This window comes from Ancylobacter sp. Lp-2, assembly GCF_020523795.1.
Lineage (GTDB): Bacteria > Pseudomonadota > Alphaproteobacteria > Rhizobiales > Xanthobacteraceae > Ancylobacter.
On record NZ_JAJALI010000002.1, the window covers coordinates 418,515 to 437,777 of the forward strand.

16 protein-coding genes and 1 pseudogene are annotated in these 19,263 nt (G+C 67.7%); 15 read left to right on the top strand and 2 right to left on the bottom strand.

Going from position 1 to position 19,263, the window contains the following annotated elements; genetic code table 11:
- Positions 1-67: 67 nt before the first annotated feature.
- The 10 genes from eno to LGR54_RS06615 all read left to right on the top strand — a co-directional run bounded on the left by eno (position 68) and on the right by LGR54_RS06615 (position 9,717).
- The gene (eno, locus tag LGR54_RS06570) at positions 68-1,351 is read left to right on the top strand and encodes a phosphopyruvate hydratase (protein ID WP_230361158.1); all 1,284 of its coding nucleotides are present in this window, start codon (positions 68-70) and stop codon (positions 1,349-1,351) included.
- 69 nt (positions 1,352-1,420) lie between these two features.
- A complete protein-coding gene (locus LGR54_RS06575; RefSeq protein ID WP_230361159.1) occupies positions 1,421-1,756 on the top strand; it encodes a septum formation initiator family protein in 336 nt (111 codons plus the stop codon).
- 266 nt (positions 1,757-2,022) lie between these two features.
- Positions 2,023-3,072, top strand: a complete 1,050-nt coding sequence (gene pdhA, locus LGR54_RS06580; protein ID WP_214009659.1) for a pyruvate dehydrogenase (acetyl-transferring) E1 component subunit alpha — start codon at positions 2,023-2,025, stop codon at positions 3,070-3,072.
- Positions 3,073-3,090: 18 nt separating this feature from the next.
- Positions 3,091-3,408, top strand: coding sequence for a hypothetical protein (locus LGR54_RS06585; protein ID WP_230361160.1), 318 nt, complete (start codon positions 3,091-3,093; stop codon positions 3,406-3,408).
- A gap of 38 nt (positions 3,409-3,446) precedes the next feature.
- On the top strand, positions 3,447-4,835 hold the full coding sequence (locus LGR54_RS06590) for a pyruvate dehydrogenase complex E1 component subunit beta (RefSeq protein ID WP_230361161.1): 1,389 nt from the start codon (positions 3,447-3,449) through the stop codon (positions 4,833-4,835).
- Positions 4,836-4,850: 15 nt separating this feature from the next.
- On the top strand, positions 4,851-6,224 hold the full coding sequence (locus LGR54_RS06595) for a pyruvate dehydrogenase complex dihydrolipoamide acetyltransferase (protein ID WP_230361162.1): 1,374 nt from the start codon (positions 4,851-4,853) through the stop codon (positions 6,222-6,224).
- 177 nt (positions 6,225-6,401) lie between these two features.
- A complete protein-coding gene (gene lpdA, locus LGR54_RS06600) occupies positions 6,402-7,817 on the top strand; it encodes a dihydrolipoyl dehydrogenase (RefSeq protein ID WP_230361163.1) in 1,416 nt (471 codons plus the stop codon).
- Positions 7,818-7,858: 41 nt separating this feature from the next.
- The gene (locus LGR54_RS06605) at positions 7,859-8,134 is read left to right on the top strand and encodes a GlsB/YeaQ/YmgE family stress response membrane protein (RefSeq protein ID WP_214009654.1); all 276 of its coding nucleotides are present in this window, start codon (positions 7,859-7,861) and stop codon (positions 8,132-8,134) included.
- A 119-nt stretch (positions 8,135-8,253) separates the two neighbouring features.
- Positions 8,254-9,255, top strand: coding sequence for a lipoyl synthase (gene lipA / locus LGR54_RS06610; protein WP_230361164.1), 1,002 nt, complete (start codon positions 8,254-8,256; stop codon positions 9,253-9,255).
- Between the two features lie 3 nt (positions 9,256-9,258).
- Positions 9,259-9,717 (top strand): type II toxin-antitoxin system RatA family toxin, encoded by a 459-nt coding sequence (locus LGR54_RS06615; RefSeq protein ID WP_230361165.1) that lies wholly within the window; start codon positions 9,259-9,261, stop codon positions 9,715-9,717.
- Here the strand turns inward: LGR54_RS06615 and LGR54_RS06620 are convergent.
- Together LGR54_RS06620 and LGR54_RS06625 are read right to left on the bottom strand one after the other, a co-directional pair.
- A pseudogene (locus tag LGR54_RS06620) lies at positions 9,671-10,261 on the bottom strand (CinA family protein); the annotation flags it as partial. The gene LGR54_RS06615 and the pseudogene LGR54_RS06620 overlap by 47 nt on opposite strands.
- Complete coding sequence (locus LGR54_RS06625) at positions 10,258-11,481, bottom strand: bifunctional 2-C-methyl-D-erythritol 4-phosphate cytidylyltransferase/2-C-methyl-D-erythritol 2,4-cyclodiphosphate synthase (protein ID WP_230361492.1); 1,224 nt, start codon at positions 11,479-11,481, stop codon at positions 10,258-10,260. The pseudogene LGR54_RS06620 and the gene LGR54_RS06625, both read right to left, overlap by 4 nt.
- A gap of 200 nt (positions 11,482-11,681) precedes the next feature.
- Here LGR54_RS06625 and dusB point away from each other — a divergent pair, with 200 nt between their 5' ends.
- From dusB to LGR54_RS06650, 5 genes are all read left to right on the top strand, one after another.
- Positions 11,682-12,713, top strand: coding sequence for a tRNA dihydrouridine synthase DusB (dusB, locus tag LGR54_RS06630; RefSeq protein WP_370638150.1), 1,032 nt, complete (start codon positions 11,682-11,684; stop codon positions 12,711-12,713).
- Between the two features lie 104 nt (positions 12,714-12,817).
- Positions 12,818-13,903 carry a nitrogen regulation protein NR(II) gene (locus LGR54_RS06635; RefSeq protein ID WP_230361494.1) on the top strand — a complete coding sequence of 362 codons (1,086 nt, stop codon included), beginning with the start codon at positions 12,818-12,820 and terminating at the stop codon, positions 13,901-13,903.
- A gap of 7 nt (positions 13,904-13,910) precedes the next feature.
- The gene (ntrC, locus tag LGR54_RS06640; protein WP_214009650.1) at positions 13,911-15,353 is read left to right on the top strand and encodes a nitrogen regulation protein NR(I); all 1,443 of its coding nucleotides are present in this window, start codon (positions 13,911-13,913) and stop codon (positions 15,351-15,353) included.
- 204 nt (positions 15,354-15,557) lie between these two features.
- Positions 15,558-17,762 (top strand): PAS domain-containing sensor histidine kinase, encoded by a 2,205-nt coding sequence (locus LGR54_RS06645; protein ID WP_230361166.1) that lies wholly within the window; start codon positions 15,558-15,560, stop codon positions 17,760-17,762.
- A gap of 12 nt (positions 17,763-17,774) precedes the next feature.
- On the top strand, positions 17,775-19,142 hold the full coding sequence (locus LGR54_RS06650) for a sigma-54 dependent transcriptional regulator (RefSeq protein WP_230361167.1): 1,368 nt from the start codon (positions 17,775-17,777) through the stop codon (positions 19,140-19,142).
- The last annotated feature ends 121 nt before the right edge of the window (positions 19,143-19,263 follow it).

Here is a 19,263-nt window from a genome sequence, read left to right on the forward strand (position 1 = left end):
GCGAGGCGGTAGAAGCGCCGAAGGCACCGCCTGCGATACTGCTCACCATGACGAATTGGGGAAGCGAATGACTGCCATTGTCGACATTATCGGCCGCGAAATTCTGGACAGCCGCGGGAACCCGACCGTCGAGGTCGATGTGATCCTGGAAGATGGTTCCAAGGGCCGCGCGGCGGTACCCTCGGGCGCCTCGACTGGCGCCCATGAGGCGGTCGAGCTGCGCGACGGCGACAAGGGTCGCTATCTCGGCAAGGGTGTGGAGAAGGCGGTCGACGCCGTCAATGGCGAGATCTTCGACGCCATCGGCGGCATGGACGCCGAGGACCAGGCGGCGATCGACCAGATCCTGATCGAGCTCGACGGCACCCCGAACAAGGCCCGCCTCGGCGCCAACGCCATTCTCGGCGTGTCGCTCGCCCTCGCCAAGGCCGCCGCCGATGCGCGCGACCTGCCGCTCTACCGCTATGTCGGCGGCGTCAACGCCCGCACCCTGCCGGTGCCGATGATGAACATCATCAATGGCGGCGCCCACGCCGACAACCCGATCGACTTCCAGGAATTCATGATCCTGCCGGTCGGCGCCCCCACCTTCGCGGAAGGCCTGCGCACCGGCGCCGAGATCTTCCACACGCTGAAGAAGGCGCTGAAGGATGCCGGCCATAACACCAATGTCGGCGACGAGGGCGGCTTCGCCCCCAACCTGCCGTCGGCCGACGCCGCGCTCGCCTTCGTGGTGAAGGCCATCGAGACCGCCGGCTACAAGCCGGGCGAGGACGTCTATATCGGCCTCGACTGCGCCTCGACCGAGTTCTTCAAGAACGGCAAGTACGACTATGAAGGCGAAGGTGTCGTGCGCGACATCGAGACCCAGGTGAAGTACCTCGCCGATCTCGTCGCCCGCTATCCGATCGTCACCATCGAGGACGGCATGGCCGAGGACGACTGGGAGGGCTGGAAGCTGCTCACCGACACCATCGGCTCCAAGTGCCAGCTGGTCGGCGACGACCTGTTCGTCACCAATGTGAAGCGCCTCTCGGCCGGCATCAAGCAGGGCGTCGGCAACTCGATCCTGGTGAAGGTCAACCAGATCGGCTCGCTCACCGAGACGCTGAACGCGGTCGAGATGGCCCACAAGGCCGGCTACACTGCGGTGATGTCGCACCGCTCGGGCGAGACCGAGGATTCGACCATCGCCGACCTCGCGGTCGCCACCAATTGCGGGCAGATCAAGACCGGCTCACTGGCGCGCTCCGACCGTACCGCCAAGTACAACCAGCTGCTGCGCATCGAGCAGGAGCTGGGCCCGCAGGCGATCTATGCCGGCCGATCGGCGCTGAAGGCGCTCGGCTGAGCCCTTTTCGCCGTTTCTTGACGACACAGTTAACGGAGCCTCAACCGGATACGGTTAGGCTCCGTTTTCATGATAGCACGCACCCGCTGGCGCTCGATTCTCCAAACCGTCACGCTGCATCTCGGCGCGGCATCGCTCATCGGCTACTTCGCCTTCCAGGGCTATAACGGCCAATACGGACTGGTGGCGCGGCGGCATTTCGAAGAGCAGATGCAGACGCTGACGCAGGAACGCGATGCCTTGCGCACCCAGCGCGAGGCCATCGAGTCCAAGGTCCGGCTCCTGTCGCCGGATCTCGTCGATGCCGACATGCTCGACGAGCAGGCGAGGTCGCTCCTGAACCTCGTCCACCCCAAGGACCTCGTGCTGCTCCGCCCGCACGTCGCGACGACAGCCACGCAATAGCGACATTATTCCGTTCGACTATCGGCGAGGCGCCTTTTGGCGCCCGCTGGCGTGTGCGCCTGGTATATCAGCGGGAAACCGATAGATCGCAAGAACTTAACTTTATTTAAGTTAAATCACACATTTAACCGAATAACAGTTCAGGCACAGAAACCCTTGCGCTGGCAACATGTTGTGCGCCGCAGCATTGCGTTGTGCGCGTAGCATTGGTGCGCAACTTGCGCTAAGACACTGGCAAAATCCGCTAACGAGCTAGGGATGCGCCTATGGCTGTAGCTGCGAAGAAGTCCCCCGCCCCCAAGGCCGCCGCGCCCCGCGCCGCCGCCAAACGGTCCGACAAACCCGTCGACAAACTGGACTTCTCCAAGGAACAGGAACTGGCCGCCTATCGCCAGATGCTGGAGATCCGGCGCTTCGAGGAGAAGGCCGGCCAGATGTACGGCATGGGCCTCATCGGCGGCTTCTGCCACCTCTATATCGGCCAGGAAGCCGTCGTCGTCGGCATGCAGCTGGCGCTCAAGCAGGGCGACCAGGTCATCACCGGCTACCGCGACCACGGCCACATGCTGGCCACCGGCATGGACCCCAAGGGCGTCATGGCCGAGCTCACCGGCCGTCGCGGCGGCTATTCCAAGGGCAAGGGCGGCTCGATGCACATGTTCAGCATCGAGAAGGGCTTCTACGGCGGCCACGGCATCGTCGGCGCCCAGGTCTCGCTCGGCACCGGTCTCGCCTTCTCCAACCACTACCGCGAGAACGGCAACGTCACCCTGGCCTATTTCGGCGACGGCGCCGCCAATCAGGGCCAGGTCTATGAGAGCTTCAACATGGCCGAGCTCTGGAAGCTGCCGGTCGTGTACATCATCGAGAACAACAAATACGCCATGGGCACCGCGGTGAACCGCGCCTCCGCCCAGACCGACTTCTCCCGTCGCGGCACCTCGTTCAACATTCCCGGCGAGCAGGTCGACGGCATGGATGTGCGGGCGGTCAAGGCGGCCGGCGAGCGCGCGGTGGAATTCGCCCGCTCCGGCAAGGGTCCCTACATCCTCGAAATGCTCACCTATCGCTATCGCGGCCACTCCATGTCCGACCCGGCCAAGTACCGGTCGAAGGAGGAGGTGCAGAAGATGCGTACCGAGCACGACCCGATCGAGCAGGTGCGCGCGCGCCTTCTGGACAAGGGCTGGGCCAGCGAGGACGACCTCAAGGCCATCGATGCCGAAATCCGCGAGGTGATGAACGCCGCCGCCGATTTCGCCAGCCACGACCCGGAGCCGGATCCGTCCGAGCTCTACACCGACATCCTCCGCTGACCGGCGGGGGCTAGGGGCATGCTCGCCTGGCTGTTCTGGGGTTTGTGGGTCGCCGGAGCATCGGCGATCGTCGTGCTGTGGGTCTTCGCCGCCGGCACGGCCTACCGCATTCTCACCGGCGTCCGCGCCGGCGGTGGCAGCAACGCAGCTGCCGACTGGATCAAGATGGTCGTGTGGCCGTTCGCCATGCGCCACCTCGCCGGGGCGCCGGCGGACCGGGCGGCCAGTCTCTCCAAGATGCTGGTCGCCCTCTTTGCCGCCTTTCTCGTGGCCACCGCTTCGCTGGCCGTCTACAGCAACCTGACGTTTGCGCCCTCCGCTCAGACGCATCAGTGACGCGCGATCTCGACGCTCGTTCTTTGGGGAACGCCGCCATGCCGACCGAAATTCTCATGCCCGCCCTGTCTCCCACCATGGAAAAGGGCAACCTTTCCAAGTGGATCAAGAAAGAGGGCGATACGGTGAAGTCCGGCGATGTCATCGCCGAGATCGAGACCGACAAGGCCACGATGGAAGTCGAGGCGGTCGATGAGGGGACCCTCGGCAAGATCCTGGTGCCGGAAGGCACGCAGGACGTCGCGGTCAACACCCCGATCGCGGTGATCCTCGCCGATGGCGAGGACGCCAGCGCCGCCGTGGCACCCGCGCCCAAGGCCGCCGAGCCCGCCCCGGTCGTGGCCGCCCCGGCCGAGCCGGCGCCGGTCGCTGCTGCTCCCGCTCCGGCGGCTCCCGCCGTCGTCTCCGCGCCGGCTCCCGAGCCGGAGGTGCCGGAAGGCACGGAGATGGTCAATCAGACCATGCGCGAGGCGCTGCGCGACGCCATGGCCGAGGAGATGCGCAAGGACGGCGACGTCTTCGTGATGGGTGAGGAGGTCGCCGAATATCAGGGCGCCTACAAGATCACCCAGGGCCTGCTGCAGGAATTCGGCCCCAAGCGGGTCATCGACACCCCGATCACCGAGCACGGCTTCGCCGGCGTCGGCGTCGGCGCCGCGATGGCCGGGCTGAAGCCGATCGTCGAGTTCATGACCTTCAACTTCGCCATGCAGGCGATCGACCAGATCATCAACTCCGCCGCCAAGACGCTCTACATGTCCGGCGGCCAGATCCAGTGCTCGATCGTGTTCCGTGGCCCGAACGGCGCCGCCGCCCGCGTCGCCGCGCAGCACAGCCAGGACTACACCTCCTGGTACTCGCACATCCCCGGCCTCAAGGTGGTGGCGCCCTATACCGCCGCCGACGCCAAGGGCCTGCTCAAGGCGGCGATCCGCGATCCCAATCCGGTGATCTTCCTCGAGAACGAGATCCTCTACGGCCACTCCTCGCCGGTGCCGAAGCTCGACGACTTCATCGTCCCGCTCGGCAAGGCGCGCATCGCGCGTCCCGGCAAGGACGTCACGCTGGTGGCCTGGTCCATCGGCATGTCCTACGCGCTGAAGGCCGCCGACGAGCTCGCCAAGCTCGGCATCGACGCCGAGGTGATCGACCTGCGCACCATCCGCCCGATGGACACCGAGACCATCCTCGCCTCGGTCCGCAAGACCGGCCGCCTGGTCACGGTGGAAGAGGGCTGGGGCCAGTCCGGCGTCGGCGCGGAAATCTCCGCCCGCGTCATGGAAGGCGCCTTCGACTATCTCGACGCGCCGGTGCTGCGCGTCTACGGCAAGGACGTCCCGATGCCCTACGCCGCCAATCTCGAGAAACTCGCGCTGCCCAACGTCCAGGAAGTGGTCGAGGCGGTGCGCGCGGTCACCTATCGCTGAGGACGGAGAGCGCCCATGCCGATCGAGATCCTCATGCCGGCCCTGTCTCCCACCATGGAGAAGGGCAACCTCGCCAAGTGGCTCAAGAAGGAAGGCGACAAGGTCGCGCCCGGTGACGTGATCGCCGAGATCGAGACCGACAAGGCCACGATGGAAGTCGAGGCCATCGACGAGGGCACGCTGGCGAAGATCCTGGTGCCGGAAGGCACGGCGGATGTGCCGGTGAACCAGCTCATCGCCGTGCTCGCCACCGATGGCGAGGACGCCAAGGCGGTCGCCGCCGGCGGCGCCTCGGCCCCCAAGGCCGCCCCGGCGCCTGCCGCCGAGGCTCCCAAGGCGGCCGAGCCGGCCCCGGCCACCGCGCCCGCTCCGGTCGCGGCACCCGCGCCGGTCGCCGCCGCGGCTCCGGCCGCCGCCGGCGCGCGCGTCTTCGCCTCGCCGCTGGCTCGCCGCCTCGCCAAGGAAAAGGGCGTCGACCTCGCTTCCGTGCAGGGCTCCGGCCCGCGCGGCCGCGTCGTCGCCGCCGACGTCGCCAGCGCGACGCCCGGCGCCGCCAAGCCGGTCGCGGCTCCGGCGGTCGCGGCTGCCGCGCCGGCCCCCGCCGCTGCGGCTCCCGCTGCGCCCAAGCCCGCTCCGGCCCCCGGCGCGCTGCTCGATCAGGTCAAGGCCTATTACGAGGCCGGGACCTATGAGGAGATCCCGCTCGACGGCATGCGCCGCGTCATCGCCCAGCGCATGACCGAGGCGCGGCAGACAGTGCCGACCTTCTACCTCACCGTCGACTGCGACATGGACGAACTGCTGAAGCTCCGCGAGACCCTGAACAAGGCCGCGCCGGAGAAGGACGGCAAGCCGTCCTACAAGCTGTCGGTCAACGACTTCGTCATCAAGGCCTACGCGCTTGCCTTCCAGCAGGTGCCGGATGCCAACATGGTGTGGGGCGGCGACCGCTACCTCAAGCTGAAGCACTCCGACATCGGCGTCGCGGTGGCGATCGACGGCGGCAAGGGCCTGCTCACCCCGATCATCCGCAAGGCGGAGACCAAGTCGCTCTCGACCATCTCCAACGAGACCCGCGACTTCGCCATCCGCGCCCGCAACAAGAAGCTGGCCCCGAACGAATATCAGGGCGGCTCCTCGGCGATCTCCAATCTCGGCATGTTCGGGATCAAGGACTTCACCGCCATCATCAACCCGCCGCACGCCACCATCCTCGCGGTGGGCACCAGCGAGCAGCGGGCGGTGGTGCGCAAGGGCGAGCTGACCGTCGCCACCCAGATGACGGTCACCATCTCCTGCGATCACCGCGTCATGGACGGCGCCATGGGCGCGCAGCTCATCACCGCCTTCAAGGCGCTGATCGAGAAGCCGATGTCGATGCTGGTGTGATCGACACCGCGTGAGGGCCGGGGCGTTCGTCCCGGTCCTTGCCTTCCTGCCTTCCACGTCTTTTCAGCGGCGCACCGGGCGGATGCCCGGCAAAAGCCGGGGCGAATGCCTCGGTGTCTTCGCGCAAGACGGCGGCCGAAAGGTCGCCTTGGCCCCGGGTATGACGGAACCACGCACATGGCCGCTTCCTACGACCTCCTCATCATCGGCTCCGGCCCCGGCGGCTATGTCGCCGCCATCCGCGCCGCCCAGCTCGGGCTCAAGGTCGGCGTGGTCGAGCGCCAGTACATGGGCGGCATCTGCCCGAACTGGGGCTGCATCCCGGCCAAGGCGCTGCTGCGCTCGGCGGAGATCTTCCACTATATCGAGCACGCCAAGGATTACGGCCTCGTCGCCGAGAAGTTCGGTGTCGACATCGCCGGCGTGGTGAAGCGCTCGCGCGGCATCGCCAGCCAGATGAGCAACGGCGTCGGCTTCCTGCTGAAGAAGAACAAGGTCGAGGTGATCTGGGGCCAGGCCACCATCACCGCGCCCGGCAAGGTGTCGGTCGCCGCCACCGATGGCGCGCCGAAGGGCGCGCTCGGCGCTGGCGAGTACACCGCCAAGAACATCATCGTCGCCACCGGCGCCCGTCCGCGCGCGCTGCCGGGCATCGAGCCGGACAGCAAGCTGATCTGGACCTATTTCGACGCGCTCGCTCCGGCCAGCGTGCCGAAGTCGCTGCTGATCATGGGCTCGGGCGCCATCGGTGTCGAGTTCGCCTCCTTCTACAAGGCGATGGGCTCGGACGTGACCATCGTCGAGCTGCTGCCGCAGATCCTCCCCGTCGAGGACGAGGAGATCGCCGAGCACGCCAAGAAGCGCTTCGAGAAGCAGGGCATCAAGATCCTCACCGGCGCCAAGGTGTCGAAGGTCGTCAAGGGCGCCGACAACGTCACCGCGACGGTCGAGACCGCCGACGGCAAGGTGCAGACCCTGGTCGCGGACCGCCTGATCTCGGCGGTCGGCGTGGTCGGCAACATCGAGAATCTCGGCCTCGAGAAGCTGGGCGTGAAGACCGATCGCGGCTGCGTCGTCATCGACGGCCTGTGCCGCACCAACGTGCCCGGCATCTACGCCATCGGCGACGTCGCTGGCCCGCCCATGCTGGCCCACAAGGCCGAGCATGAGGGCGTGATCTGCGTCGAGGGCATCGCCGGCAAGCACGCCCATCCGATGGACAAGCTGATGATCCCCGGCTGCACCTATTGCATGCCGCAGATCGCCTCGGTCGGCCTCACCGAGAAGAAGGCCAAGGAAGCCGGCTACGAGGTCAAGGTCGGCCGCTTCCCCTTCATCGGCAACGGCAAGGCGGTGGCGCTGGGCGAGGCGGATGGCCTGGTGAAGACCATCTTCGACGCCAAGACCGGCCAGCTGCTCGGCGCCCATCTCGTCGGCGCGGAAGTCACCGAGATGATCCAGGGCTTCGTGCTGGCGATGAATCTCGAGACCACCGAGGAAGAGCTGATCAACGCCGTCTTCCCGCATCCGACGGTTTCTGAGACGATGCATGAGAGCGTGCTCGCCGCCTATGGGCGCGCCATCCACATCTGAGCAGGCCGCAAGGCCGCTCCGCAGCAGGGCAGGGGTCAGCCATGGATAGCTTTGCCGCCGTCGCGGACCAGCCGGGAGTCGGCTGGTTCACCATGATCATCATCGGCCTGCTCGCCGGCTGGATCGCCGAGCGGGTGACCGCGAGCGATCACGGGCTGTTCGCCAACCTGCTATTCGGCCTGATCGGCGCCTTCGTCGGCAAGTATCTCGCCGAGCTAGCGGCGGTCCCGGTATTCGGCTTCTTCCGCACCCTGATCGCCGCCACGGTCGGCGCGATCATCGTGCTGTTCATCTGGCGCAAGCTGCGCTCGCGCTGACGCGTTGCCGCGCCGAGGCGTGCGCGGCGCTCGGGGCTCCCCTTCGCAAGGCGGGGTTTCCCGGGCGGCACGCAACGACTAAGTGTGAAGGCGAAACGCGAACGGGTATCGGGCACTTCATGGTCACCGTCCTCAACACTCTGAACCGCGCTCTCGAAAAGCCGCGTCACCCGGAAAAGGTGAACCGGCCCGAGACCCCGGTTCTGAAGAAGCCGGACTGGATCCGCGTGCGCGCGCCCGGCACGCCGGGCTGGCAGGAAACCGCCAACATCGTGCGCGCCAACGGCCTCGTCACCGTGTGCGAGGAGGCCAGTTGCCCGAACATCGGCGAGTGCTGGCAGAAGAAGCACGCCACCTTCATGATCATGGGCGACACCTGCACGCGCGCCTGTGCCTTCTGCAATGTGCGCACCGGCATGCCCGGTCCGCTGGACATGGACGAGCCGCAGAAGGTCGCCGACGCCGTTGCCAAGCTCGGCCTCGAGCACGTCGTCGTCACCTCGGTGGATCGCGACGACCTCGCTGATGGCGGCGCCGAGCATTTCGCCCGCACCATCCGCGCCATCCGCGCCACCAGCCCCGGCACCACCATCGAGATTCTCACGCCGGACTTCCTGCGCAAGGACGGTGCGCTGGAAGTGGTGGTCGAGGCGAAGCCGGACGTGTTCAACCACAATCTCGAATGCGTGCCCTCGCTGTATCTGAAGGTGCGACCGGGCGCCCGCTACTTCCATTCGCTGCGGCTGCTGCAGCGGGTGAAGGAGCTCGATCCGTCGATCTTCACCAAGTCCGGCATCATGGTCGGCCTCGGCGAGGTCAGGAATGAGGTGCTGCAGTTGATGGACGATTTCCGCTCGGCGGACATCGACTTCATGACCATTGGCCAGTACCTGCAGCCGACCCGCAAGCATCACCCGGTGATGTCCTTCGTGACGCCCGACGAGTTCAAGTCCTACGAGACCATCGCCTATGCCAAGGGCTTCCTGATGGTGTCGTCGAGCCCTCTGACCCGCTCCTCGCACCATGCCGGCGAGGACTTCGCCCGGCTGCGCGCGGCGCGGTCGACGAAGCTCGGCACCGCGGCCCCCGCCAACCTGACTTCGTCTCTCGCGCCCGCCTGAGCCATGCCGTCGTTCCGTAGCAAGCGGCAGGTCCGGCATTCGGCGGCCCACATGTTCGAGCTCGTCGCCGATGTCGAGCGCTACCCGGAATTCGTGCCGCTTTGCGAGAGCCTGCACATCCGCCGGCGGGTGGCGAGCGGCGAGGGGATCGACATCCTCGTCGCCGATATGACGGTCGCCTACAAGGTGTTCCGCGAGAGCTTCACCAGCCGGGTGACGCTGGATCGGCCACGCCTCACCATCGTCGTCGAATATCTCGACGGCCCGTTCAGCCGGCTGGAGAACCGCTGGACCTTCAAGGCGACCGGCGAGCGCACCAGCGAGGTCGAGTTCTTCATCGACTACGAGTTCCGCTCGCGCACGCTCGGCCTGCTGATGGGCGCGATGTTCGACGCCGCCTTCCGCCGCTTCGCCGACGCCTTCGAGAAGCGCGCCGACGAGGTTTACGGCACATTGGCCTGAGGCCGTTCCCTCGGCCGCGCGCGGCGGCCCGGCGTTGGCCGTGGCGCGGAGCGCGTCAGCCTTCCGCCAGTTCCGCCAGCATGGCGAGCGCCGTCATCACCGCATGCGCCCGCACGCCGGAGCGGTCCTCGCCGGCGAACACCTCGCGCCGCACGATCACCCGTCCATCGGCCCGCGCGGCGGCGAAATGCACCAGCCCGACCGGCTTCGCCTCCGAGCCGCCGCCCGGCCCGGCAATGCCGGTCACGGAGACGCCGAGCGAGGTGCCGGCGGCCTTCAACAGGCCCGCCACCATCTCCCGCGCCGTCTCCTCGCTCACCGCGCCATGCGCCGCGAGTGTCGCCTGGGAAACCCCGAGCAGGTCCATCTTGGCCTGGTTGGAATAGGTGACGAAGGCGCGGTCCACCACGTCGGAGGAGCCGGCGATCTCGGTCAGCGCGCCGCAGACGAGGCCGCCGGTGCAGGATTCCGCCGTCGCCGCCGTGAAGCCACGCGCCCGGCACAGCTCCAGCACCCGCGTGGCCAGCGCGTCGCGCTCGTTCATATCTCGTCCTCCGCGAAGGGCAGCCGCACCGTGGCGGTGGCGAGCGCGGCGATGCCCTCGCGCCGGCCCGTGAACCCCAGCCGCTCGCTGGTGGTCGCCTTCACGCTCACCCGCGCCACCGGCAGGCCGGCGATCTCAGCGATCCGCTCGCGCATCGCCTCGCGGTGCGGGCCGATCTTCGGCTCCTCGCACACGATGGTGGTGTCGAGATGGGCGACGCGCCCGCCCTTGGCCGCGACGAGGTCCACGGCATGGCGCAGGAACTGGTCGGAGGCCGCCCCCTTCCATTCCGGCTTGGAGGGCGGGAAGTGGAAGCCGATATCCTGCGCGCCGATGGTGCCGAGCAGCGCGTCGGTCAGCGCGTGCAGCACCACGTCGGCGTCGGAATGGCCGGCGAGCCCGCGCCCGAAGGGGATGGCGATGCCGCCCAGCATCACATGGTCGCCCTCGCCGAAGGCGTGCACGTCATAGCCGGTGGCGGTGCGCACATCGGCGAGGTCGCGAAGTTCCCGCGCAACAATCCGTTCGGCGTTCACGAAATCCTCCGGCGTCGTCAGTTTGAGATTTCCGGCCTCGCCGGCGAAGCTCGCCACCCGGTGCCCGGCGGCATCGGCCACCGCCGCGTCGTCGGTGAGGTCGTCGCGCCCGGCCTGCGCGAGGTGCGCGGCGCGAATCAGCGCGTAGCGGAAGCTCTGCGGCGTCTGCACGCTGCGCATCTGGTCGCGGTCGGGGCCGGAGACCACGAAGCCGTCCGCCTCCCAGCGCTTCACCGTGTCGACGAGCCGCAGCACCGGCACCGCCGCCCCATGCCGCGCCGCCGTCTCCAGCGCGTCGGCGACCAGCCGCGCGGTGATGAAGGGGCGGGCGGCGTCGTGGATCAGCACCAGTTCCGGCGGATCCTCCGCCAGCGCCTCCAGCCCGGCGCGCACCGAGGCTTGCCGGGTCGCCCCGCCGGCCACCGGCGCGGCGAGGCGGGCGCCGCCAGCCCCCGCAAGGCCTTGCGTCGCCGCCGCATAGAGCTCGGCATGGGCGGGGTCGATCACCACCACCACCCGGCGGATGCCGGGCTGGGCGAGAAAGCGTTCCAGCGTATGGCGCAGCAGCGGACGCCCGCCCAGGGGGCGATACTGCTTCGGGAGCCCGTCTCCGGCGCGGGTCCCGCGCCCGGCCGCCACCACGATGACGTCGGCCCGCAGCCCAGCCTGTCCATCCGCCTGCATGTCGACCACCCGCAACTCCGCTTCCAGCCGCCCGGCGGCACCGCCGGGCCTTGCCCCGGCCCTCCGTTTAGCGCAAAAGCGGCGCGGCAGTGCAAAAGTTTCCCGCCATCCGGCGGTAGAGACTTGATGACGGGCCTCGTCTGTCTATTATGTAGGCACCGCCCGCTGGGCTCATTTCGTGTGCACCGAGTGATCACCGCTTGATCGTTGATGCCTTTCAGAACGCCAATCTGACCGTCGGGCCGCTGACGCTGCCGAATCGCGTCGTGCTGGCGCCGATGGCGGGCATCACCGATGCCCCGTTCCGGCGCATGGCGCACCGCTACGGCGCCGGCCTCGTCGTCTCCGAAATGGTGGCCTCGGAAGCGCTGGAGACCGGCCATGCCGAAACCGCGCTGCGCGCCGAGGCGGCCGGCCTGCCGGTCCATGCCGTGCAGCTCGCCGGCAACGAGCCGGCGTCGATGGCCCGCGCCGCCGCCATGGCCGAGGCCTCCGGCGCGGCGCTGATCGACATCAATATGGGCTGCCCGGCCAAGCGGGTCACCACCGGCCTCGCCGGCGCGGCGCTGCTGCGCGACCTCGACCTCGCCACCCGCATCATCGCGGCGGTGGTCGGCGCGGTGCGGGTGCCGGTCACGCTGAAGACCCGCCTCGGCTGGGACGATAGCGGCCTCATCGCGCCGGAGCTGGCGCGCCGCGCCGCCGATATCGGCGTCCGGCTGGTCACCATACACGGCCGCACCCGCTGCCAGTTCTACACCGGCTCGGCCGATTGGGCGGCGATCGCCGCCATCAGCGGCGCCATCGATCTGCCGGTGCTCGCCAATGGCGATCTGGTGGCGGCGGAACAGGCGCCTGCCATGCTAGCCGCCTCGGGCGGGGCAGGGGTGATGATCGGCCGTGGCGCCCAGGGGCGGCCGTGGTTCCCCGCCCAGGTCGCCGCTTATCTCGCCACCGGCCAGGTACCGGCCGATCCGAGCCTCGCCGAGCAGCGCGACGTGCTGCTGGAGCTCTACGAGGACTGGCTGTCGCATTACGGGGTCGAGCTCGGCCGCCGGCAGGCGCGCAAGCACATCGGCTGGGCGCTGGAGGCGGCGGCGGTCACCGCCGGCCGCCCGCCCGACGCGCTGGCGCATTGGCGCAAGCGGATCCTCACGCAGGACGAACCGCGTGAGGTTCGTACCGGCCTCCGCGCTGCCTTCGACGAATTGTCATGGAGTGCCGCAGCATGAAAACGCTCAAGCCGGATTCAGCGGCGAAGGCTCCCGCGTCGAAAAAGCCCGCGGCCCGCGGCGGCGTCGATTCCGTCCCGCCGATCGAGGCCGGCACCCCGGCCATGTCGGATGCGGTGGTCAACGCGCTGCCGCATCCGGTGTTCACCGTCGCCGACGACGACCGGCTGGTCGACGCCAACGTCGCCGCCGAGGCCTTCTTCGAGGCTGGCCATGCGGTGCTCGCCCGCCATCGCCTGCAGGAATTCATTCCCTTCGGCAGCCCGCTGCTGGCGCTGGTCGAGCAGGTGCGGGACAGCGGCGCGGCGGTGAACGAGTATCGCGTCGATCTCGGCACGCCGCGCAATGGCGGCGAGCGCATCGTCGACATCCATGTCGCGCCGCTGCCGGAAGCGGCAGGCTATGTGGTGGTGATGCTTCAGGAGCGCACCATCGCCGACAAGATGGACCGCCAGCTTACCCATCGCGGCGCCGCCCGCTCGGTCACCGCGCTCGCCTCCATGCTGGCGCACGAGATCAAGAACCCGCTGTCGGGCATTCGCGGCGCGGCGCAGTTGCTGGAGCTCAACGCCAGCGACGACGACCGCTCGCTGACCCGGCTGATCACCGACGAGGCCGACCGCATCGTCAAGCTGGTCGACCGCATGGAGGTGTTCTCCGACGAGCGGCCGATCGAGCGCGAGCCGGTGAACATTCACGCGGTGCTGGAGCATGTGCGCACGCTGGCTTCCACCGGCTTCGCGCGCAACATCCGCTTCGTCGAGGAGTACGATCCTTCGCTGCCGCCGGTGCTGGCCAATCGCGACCAGCTCATCCAGATCTTCCTCAATCTGGTGAAGAACGCCGCCGAAGCCATTGGCGACAGCCCGGATGGCGAGATCATGCTCACCACCGCCTTCCGTCCCGGCGTGCGGCTTACCGTGCCCGGCTCGGCGACGCGCGTCAGCCTGCCGCTGGAATTCTGCGTGCGCGACAACGGTCCCGGCGTGCCGGAGGACCTGATGCAGCATTTGTTCGACCCCTTCGTCACCACCAAGCCAACCGGCACCGGCCTCGGCCTCGCTTTGGTCGCCAAGATCGTCGGCGACCATGGCGGCATCATCGAATGCGACAGCCAGCCCCGCCGCACCATCTTCCGAGTCCTCATGCCCATGTATCGCGGCGCTGCCCGCGGCACTGAGAAGAATTGAGAGCGCCATGCCCACGGGAAGTATTCTGGTCGCCGATGACGACGCCGCCATCCGCACCGTGCTCAATCAGGCGCTGTCGCGAGCGGGCTACGAGGTGCGTTCCTGCGGCAATGCCGCCACGCTGTGGCGCTGGGTGAGCCAGGGCGACGGCGATCTCGTCATCACCGATGTGGTGATGCCGGACGAGAACGCCTTCGACCTGCTGCCGCGCATCAAGAAGGTGCGTCCCGATCTGCCCGTGATCGTCATGAGCGCGCAGAACACCTTCATGACCGCGATCCGCGCCTCCGAGCGCGGCGCCTATGAATATCTGCCCAAGCCCTTCGACCTGAAGGAGCTGATCGCCATCGTCGGCCGGGCGCTGTCGGAGCCGAAGAAGCACGATCTGGCGCCCAAGGGCGGCGACGAGACCGACGCCATCCCGCTGGTCGGCCGCTCGCCGGCGATGCAGGACATCTACCGCGTGCTGGCGCGGCTGATGCAGACCGACCTCACGGTAATGATCGCCGGCGAGAGCGGCACCGGCAAGGAGCTGGTGGCCCGCGCGCTGCACGACTACGGCAAGCGCCGCAACGGCCCGTTCGTCGCCATCAACATGGCGGCGATCCCGCGTGACCTCATCGAGAGCGAGCTGTTCGGCCATGAGAAGGGGGCGTTCACCGGCGCCAATGCCCGCTCGGCCGGCCGCTTCGAGCAGGCCGAGAGCGGCACGCTGTTCCTCGACGAGATCGGCGACATGCCGATGGAGGCGCAGACCCGGCTTTTGCGCGTGCTCCAGCAAGGCGAATACACGACGGTGGGTGGGCGCACCCCGATCAAGACCGATGTGCGCATCGTCGCCGCCACCAACAAGGACCTGCGCATCCTCATCCAGCAGGGCCTGTTCCGCGAGGATCTGTTCTTCCGCCTCAACGTGGTGCCGCTGCGGCTGCCGCCGCTGCGCGAGCGCACCGAGGACATCCCGGATCTGGTGCGCCACTTCTTCCTCCAGGCCGAGCGCGAGGGCCTGCCGCGCAAACAGATCGACATCGCCGCCGTCGACCGGCTGAAGCGCTATCGCTGGCCGGGCAATGTCCGCGAGCTGGAGAACCTGATCCGCCGCCTCGCCGCGCTCTACCCGCAGGAGATCATCACCGCCTCGATCATCGAGGCGGAGCTGGCCACCCCGGTGTCGACGGCGACCCCGGAGGAGGGCGGGCAGGACGAGACGCTGTCCTCCTCGGTGGAGCGTCACCTCAACACCTATTTCGGCGGTTTCGGCGAGAACCTGCCGCCGCCGGGTCTGTATCACCGCATCCTGAAGGACGTGGAATACCCGCTGCTGTCGGCCGCTCTGGCGGCGACGCGCGGCAACCAGATCAAGGCCGCCGAGTTGCTCGGGCTCAACCGCAATACGCTGCGCAAGAAGATCCGCGACCTCGATATCCAGATCATTCGTACCAGCCGCTAGGGGGCGTCGCCCACATTCAAGTGATGTGGATGCCAGCCGATTAAATGCGGCTGGGTCTGGCGCGTGTCACATTTTTGCACCAGTGTCGTTTCACTGCATCAGTTGCGCCGGTTCGAATCGAACCGGCCGGTGCCGTGGTGAGACATGAGCGATAGTGGCCGAACACGAGAGACCGAAAGCCGCGACACTCCCGACCTCGGGGGCATGGGCTTTCGTTTCTCGTTCTGGGGGCTGGCCCCACTGGCCGTTCTGGCCGCACTGGTCACCTCACTGGTCAGCTTCGTCGTCCTGATCGGCATCACCCCGCTGGTGCCGTCGCACGAAATCGTCATCGTCGTGCTCTGCATCAACGGCGTGATGTCGCTGACCCTGCTCGGCATCATCGGCCGCGAGGTCTGGCGCATCGTCAAGGCCCGTCGCAGGGGCCGCGCCGCCGCCCGGCTGCATGTCCGCATCGTCGGGCTGTTCGGCGTCGTCGCCGTCGTCCCGGCACTACTGGTAGCGCTTCTGGCGAGCATCACACTAGATCGTGGGCTGGATCGCTGGTTCTCGGTGCGCACCCGCGCCATCGTCGACAATGCCGTGTCGGTGGCGCAGACCTATGTGCGGGAGCACGCCTATTCGATCCGCGGCGACATCCTCGGCATGGCGCGCGACCTGCAGCGTATCCGGCCGCTCTGGGACAGCGACCGCAGTCGCTTCCGTCAGGCGATGACCGCCCAGGCCGTGGTGCGCGGGCTACCGGGGGCGATGGTGATCCAGCGCGACCTGTCGGTGGTCGACCGCACGACCATCCGCACCGGCCGGGAATTCGTGGTGCCCTCCAATCTCGCGGTGAAGGACGCCACCGAAGAGCAGCCACTGATCTACTTGCCGACCGATGCCGATTTCGTCGGAGCGGTCATCCCCTTGAAAGATTTCGGAGATTTGTTTCTGTACGTGGCGCGTCCCATCGATGCGCGCGTGATCAACTATCTCAAGGAAACCCAAGCGGCGGTCGCTGATTACCGCAACCTCGAGCAGCAACGCATCGGCGTGCAGGTCGCTTTCGCTCTGCTCTACGCGGTGATCTCGCTGACCGTCCTGCTCTGCGCGGTATGGCTCGGCATCCATTTCGCCAACCACCTCGTCGCCCCGATCCGCCGGCTGATCGGAGCGGCCGACTTGGTCGCCGCCGGCAATCTTTATGTCGAGGTGCCGGTACGGCGAGCCGAGGGCGACCTGTCGAGCCTCGCCGAGACCTTCAACAAGATGACGCAGGAACTGCGCACCCAGCAGAACGACCTCGTGCAGGCGCGTGACCAGATCGACACCCGCCGTCGCTTCACCGAGGCGGTGCTGTCCGGCGTGGGAGCCGGCGTCATCGGTGTCGGTTCCTCCGGTTCCGTCACCATCATCAACCGCCCGGCGGAGAAGATGCTGGGCGTGAGCGAGGACGACGCGCTCGGAAAACCGCTCGGCGATATCGTGCCGGAGATCGCCCCGATGCTGGCCGAGGCGGTGGGCGCGGGCCCGCGCTCGGTGCAGGGCAACACCACGCTGTCGCGCAACGGCCGCGACCGGGTGATCGCCGTCCGCTTCACCACCGAGCAGTCGCGCGAGGCCGATCACGGCTGGGTCGTCACGCTGGACGACATCACCGAGCTCGTTGTCGCCCAGCGCTCGTCCGCCTGGGCCGACATCGCCCGGCGCATCGCCCATGAAATCAAGAATCCGCTGACCCCGATCCAGCTTTCCGCCGAACGTCTCCGCCGGCGCTATGGCAAGGTGATCGGCGAGGATCGCGAGGTGTTCGACCAATGCACCGACACCATTATCCGGCAGGTCGGCGACATCGGCCGCATGGTGGACGAGTTCTCTTCCTTCGCCCGCATGCCCAAGCCGGTGGTGGAGGAGCAGGATGTCGCCGAGACGGTGCGCCAGGTGGTCTTCCTGATGCGGGTCGGCAATCCGGAGATCGACATCCAGTTCGCGTCTCCGGAAGGTCCCGTGACGGCACGCTTCGATCGACGGCTTATCTCCCAGGCGCTCACAAATATCGTGAAGAACGCCACCGAAGCGCTTGCCGCCGTTGAGCCGGGGGAGCAGATCGAGCCTCCGCGTATCGCGGTGGAACTCTCGGCCGACGAGCGGACCATCACCATCGACATCATCGACAACGGCAAGGGCCTGCCGACAGAGAACCGGGCTCGGTTGCTCGAGCCCTATGTGACGACGCGTGAGAAGGGCACCGGCCTTGGCCTCGCCATCGTCGGAAAGATCATGGAGGAGCACGGCGGCGGGATCGAACTCGCCGACGCGCCGGAAGGGCGGGGCGCCTGGATCCGCCTGCGCTTCCAGCGTGCGGGCGCCGGGCTTCCTCATCTCGTAACCAGCGAAAAGGCCGCGCCTGTACCGCAGGCCGGATAAGGGAGTGCCGACATGGCGACCGACATTCTGATTGTCGACGACGAGGCCGATATTCGCGGGCTGGTCGCCGGCATTCTCGAAGACGAGGGGTATGGCGCCCGTACCGCCAAGGACAGCGACGAGGCGCTCGCCGCCATCGAAGCGCGCCGCCCGCACCTCATCTTCCTCGACATCTGGATCGAGCGCTCCAAGCTCGACGGCCTCCAACTGCTGGAAGTGATCAAGCGTCACCATCCGGAAGTGCCGGTGGTGATGATCTCCGGCCATGGCACCGTCGAAACCGCCGTGGCGGCGATCAAGCAGGGGGCCTACGACTTCATCGAGAAGCCGTTCAATTCCGACCGGCTGATCCTCGTCGCCAATCGGGCGCTGGAGACGCTGCGACTGAAGCGGGAAGTGCGCGACCTCAAGCAGCGCGCCCCGCTCGCCCAGCACCTGATCGGCAAATCCTCGGTCATGAACCAGCTGCGCCAGACCATCGAGCGGGTGGCGCCGACCAACAGCCGCATCATGATCGTCGGCCCCTCCGGTTCCGGCAAGGAGCTGACCGCCCGCATGCTCCACGCGGCCTCGGCGCGCGCCAACGGGCCGTTCGTGGTGATCAACGCCGCGGCCATCACCCCCGAGCGCATGGAAGTGGAGCTGTTCGGCGTCGAGGCGACGACGGGGCAGGGGCGGCAGGTCGGTGCGCTCGAGGAGGCGCATGGCGGCACGCTGTTCATCGACGAAATCGCCGACATGCCGCGCGAAACCCAGAACCGCATCCTCCGGGTGCTGGTCGACCAGAATTTCATGCGGGTCGGTGGCGCCACGCGCGTGTCGGTGGATGTGCGGATCATCTCCTCCACCGCCCGAAACCTGGAGAAGGAGATCGCCGAAGGGCGTTTTCGCGAGGACCTCTATCACCGCCTGGGCGTGGTACCGATCCGTGTACCGCCGCTCGCCGAGCGCCGCGACGATGTGCCCGAGCTGGTCGAATTCTTCCTCGAGCAGATCTCGCAGGGCACCGGCCTGCCGCGCCGACGCATCGCCGACGACGCGCTGGCTGTGCTGCAGTCGCACGATTGGCCGGGCAATGTCCGCCAGTTGCGCAACAACATCGAACGGCTGCTGATCCTTGCGAGCGGCGAGCCCGATGCGCCGGTGACGGCCGACATGCTGCCGCCGGACGTAGGCTCCCTGGTACCCAACCTGCCCAACGGCAATGGCGGCGAGCATCTCATGGGGCTGCCGCTGCGCGATGCCCGCGAGGTGTTCGAGCGCGAATATCTGGTGGCGCAGATCAGCCGCTTCGGCGGCAACATCTCGCGCACAGCCGAATTTGTCGGCATGGAGCGCTCGGCACTGCACCGCAAGCTCAAGGCGCTCGGCATCGGCTGAGCCGGGATCCCCGGCCCACAGTCGCGCGACACCTCCGCCCTCGATCGGACGACTATCGCCCGATCGTCAGGAAAGTGCTCTAATATCAATAGGCTGGCGCATGTTGCCTTTCGCGAAAGTC

Bases quoted from the DNA above. Each gene is read 5' to 3' on its own strand.
- LGR54_RS06635 (WP_230361494.1), top strand. From the start codon at position 12,818: ATGTCGGATGCGGTGGTCAACGCGCTGCCGCATCCGGTGTTCACCGTC.
- pdhA (WP_214009659.1), top strand. From the start codon at position 2,023: ATGGCTGTAGCTGCGAAGAAGTCCCCCGCCCCCAAGGCCGCCGCGCCC.
- LGR54_RS06585 (WP_230361160.1), top strand. From the start codon at position 3,091: ATGCTCGCCTGGCTGTTCTGGGGTTTGTGGGTCGCCGGAGCATCGGCG.
- ntrC (WP_214009650.1), top strand. From the start codon at position 13,911: ATGCCCACGGGAAGTATTCTGGTCGCCGATGACGACGCCGCCATCCGC.
- LGR54_RS06615 (WP_230361165.1), top strand. From the start codon at position 9,259: ATGCCGTCGTTCCGTAGCAAGCGGCAGGTCCGGCATTCGGCGGCCCAC.
- LGR54_RS06650 (WP_230361167.1), top strand. From the start codon at position 17,775: ATGGCGACCGACATTCTGATTGTCGACGACGAGGCCGATATTCGCGGG.
- lpdA (WP_230361163.1), top strand. From the start codon at position 6,402: ATGGCCGCTTCCTACGACCTCCTCATCATCGGCTCCGGCCCCGGCGGC.
- eno (WP_230361158.1), top strand. From the start codon at position 68: ATGACTGCCATTGTCGACATTATCGGCCGCGAAATTCTGGACAGCCGC.
- lipA (WP_230361164.1), top strand. From the start codon at position 8,254: ATGGTCACCGTCCTCAACACTCTGAACCGCGCTCTCGAAAAGCCGCGT.
- LGR54_RS06625 (WP_230361492.1), bottom strand. From the start codon at position 11,481: ATGCAGGCGGATGGACAGGCTGGGCTGCGGGCCGACGTCATCGTGGTG.
- LGR54_RS06645 (WP_230361166.1), top strand. From the start codon at position 15,558: ATGGGCTTTCGTTTCTCGTTCTGGGGGCTGGCCCCACTGGCCGTTCTG.
- LGR54_RS06605 (WP_214009654.1), top strand. From the start codon at position 7,859: ATGGATAGCTTTGCCGCCGTCGCGGACCAGCCGGGAGTCGGCTGGTTC.
- LGR54_RS06590 (WP_230361161.1), top strand. From the start codon at position 3,447: ATGCCGACCGAAATTCTCATGCCCGCCCTGTCTCCCACCATGGAAAAG.
- LGR54_RS06595 (WP_230361162.1), top strand. From the start codon at position 4,851: ATGCCGATCGAGATCCTCATGCCGGCCCTGTCTCCCACCATGGAGAAG.
- LGR54_RS06575 (WP_230361159.1), top strand. From the start codon at position 1,421: ATGATAGCACGCACCCGCTGGCGCTCGATTCTCCAAACCGTCACGCTG.